We start from the raw sequence: 2097 nt of genomic DNA, 5'->3' as shown, positions 1-2097 counted from the left end.
ACGCGTGGCTCACGCTCAGGCGCCGGGTGCGTCGTCCTCGGGAGCGGAAGGCCCCGGCCAGGCGCTGTACCGCGTCCGCGTCACCGGACAGGACCACGGAGGTGGGCCCGTTGACGGCGGCGATGTCCAGCGCGTCCTGCCCCGCCTCCCGGCCCGTGTTCCGGCCGAGGTCCGCTTCCCGCTCCGGAACGGGGTGCCCGGCGCGGTCGTCCAGCAGGGCCCGGCGCACTTCCTCCTCGGTGGCCTCCACCGCCACCATCGCCCCGCCCCCGGGCAGTTCGTCCATCAGCCGTCCCCGGGCCGCCACGAGCGCACAGGCGTCGGGCAGGTCCAGCACGCCCGCCACGTGGGCGGCGGTGAGTTCGCCGATGGAGTGCCCCATCAGCAGGTCCGGCCGTACGCCCCAGTGCCGGACGAGCCGGAACAGCGCCGTCCCCAGGGCGAACAGCGCGGGCTGGGTGTAACGGGTGCGGTCGAGCAGCTCCGCACCGGGGGTTCCGGGCTCGGCGAACAGGACGTCGCGCAGGCGCAGGTCGAGGTGCGGGTCCAGGGCGGTCAGCACCTCGTCGAGGGCGTCGGCGAACACCGGGTCCGCGCGGTAGAGCTCCGCGCCGGCCCCGGCCCGCTGGCTGCCCTGTCCCGGGAAGAGGAAGGCGGTCCGGCCGGAGCGCACGGCGCCGCCGGTGAGCAGTCGGCCCGCTGCCGTGCCGCGCGCGAGTGCGGTGAGCGAGCGCCGGACGGATGCCCGGTCCCGACCCAGGACGGCGGCCCGGTGTTCGAGCGGGGCCCGTCCCGTGGCGAGCGAGTAGGCGACGTCCGCCAGTTCGACGTCCGGGTCGGCATCGAGCCGGCCCACCAGCCGGGCGGCCTGGGCCCGCAGGGCTTCCGGTGTGCCGGCCGAGAGCAGCAGCGGCACGGGCGGGCCGGTACGACGGGCGGTGTGGATGGCGGTGGCGCCGGCGTCGACCGCCGCGACGGCCGTCGTGGCTGCCGTCGCGGTGGCCGCGTCCGGGGTGGGCACGGTCGCGCTGGGCACGACCGCGGCGCCGGTCCGGTCCGGGGTGGCGGTCGGGTCCGGGGCGGGCACGACCGCGATGGCGGGCGCCTGCTCGACGATCACGTGCGCGTTGGTGCCGCTGATGCCGAACGAGGACACGCCCGCCCGGCGCGGGCTCCCGGTCTCCGGCCACGGGGTCTGCGCGGTGAGCAGGCGGATGCCGCCGCCGGACCAGTCCACGTGCGGGTTCGGCGTCCCGGCGTGCAGGGTCCCCGGCAGTTCGCCGTGGCGGATGGCCAGCACCATCTTCATCACCCCGGCCACCCCGGCCGCCGCCTGGGTGTGCCCGATGTTGGACTTCACCGAGCCGAGCCACAGCGGACGGTCCGCCGGACGCGCCGGTCCGTGGACGGCCTGGAGCGCCTGCGCCTCGATGGGGTCGCCGAGCCTCGTGCCGGTGCCGTGGGCCTCGATCGCGTCGATCTGGTCGGCGCGCAGCGCGGCGTCGGCCAGGGCGGCGCGGATAACCTGCTGCTGGGACGGGCCGTTGGGAGCGGTGAGCCCGTTACTGGCACCGTCCTGGTTCACGGCGGTGCCGCTTATCAGCGCGAGAACGGGGTGGCCGTGACGCAGGGCGTCACTGTGGCGCTCCAGCAGCAGCACTCCGGCGCCTTCGCCCCAGCCCGTGCCGTCCGCCTCCGCCGAGAACGCCTTGCACCGTCCGTCGGCGGCGAGCCCGCGCTGACGACTGAACTCGACGAAGAGCCGCGGGGTGCTCATCACCGTCACCCCGCCCGCGAGGGCCTGCTCGCAGTCACCGCGCCGCAGTGCCTGCACGGCCAGGTGCAGCGCCACCAGCGACGAGGAGCACGCGGTATCGACGGTGAGCGAGGGCCCCTGGAGGCCGAGGACGTAGGACAGCCGCCCCGAGAGCACGCTGGCCGTGTTCCCGGTCAGCAGATGACCCTCTGACACTCCCTCCGCGCCCTCCAGCAGCGCGGAGTAGTCCTGGCCGTTGGTACCGATGTAGACGCCGACCTGCCGGTCCTTCAGTGCGGTCGGATCCTGCCCGGCGCCCTCGACCGCCTCCCAGGCGGTCT

1 protein-coding gene is annotated in these 2097 nt (G+C 75.6%); it reads right to left on the bottom strand.

Features of this window, described 5'->3' with window-relative positions; genetic code table 11:
• The coding region (locus VR45_RS41010; protein ID WP_045945074.1) for a type I polyketide synthase at nucleotides 1-2097 on the bottom strand (2097 nt) is incomplete at both ends.

It is taken from the genome of Streptomyces sp. NRRL S-495 (genome assembly GCF_000966955.1).
Classification (GTDB): Bacteria; Actinomycetota; Actinomycetes; order Streptomycetales; family Streptomycetaceae; genus Kitasatospora; species Kitasatospora purpeofusca.
This window is presented reverse-complemented; position numbering and strand designations above follow the sequence as displayed.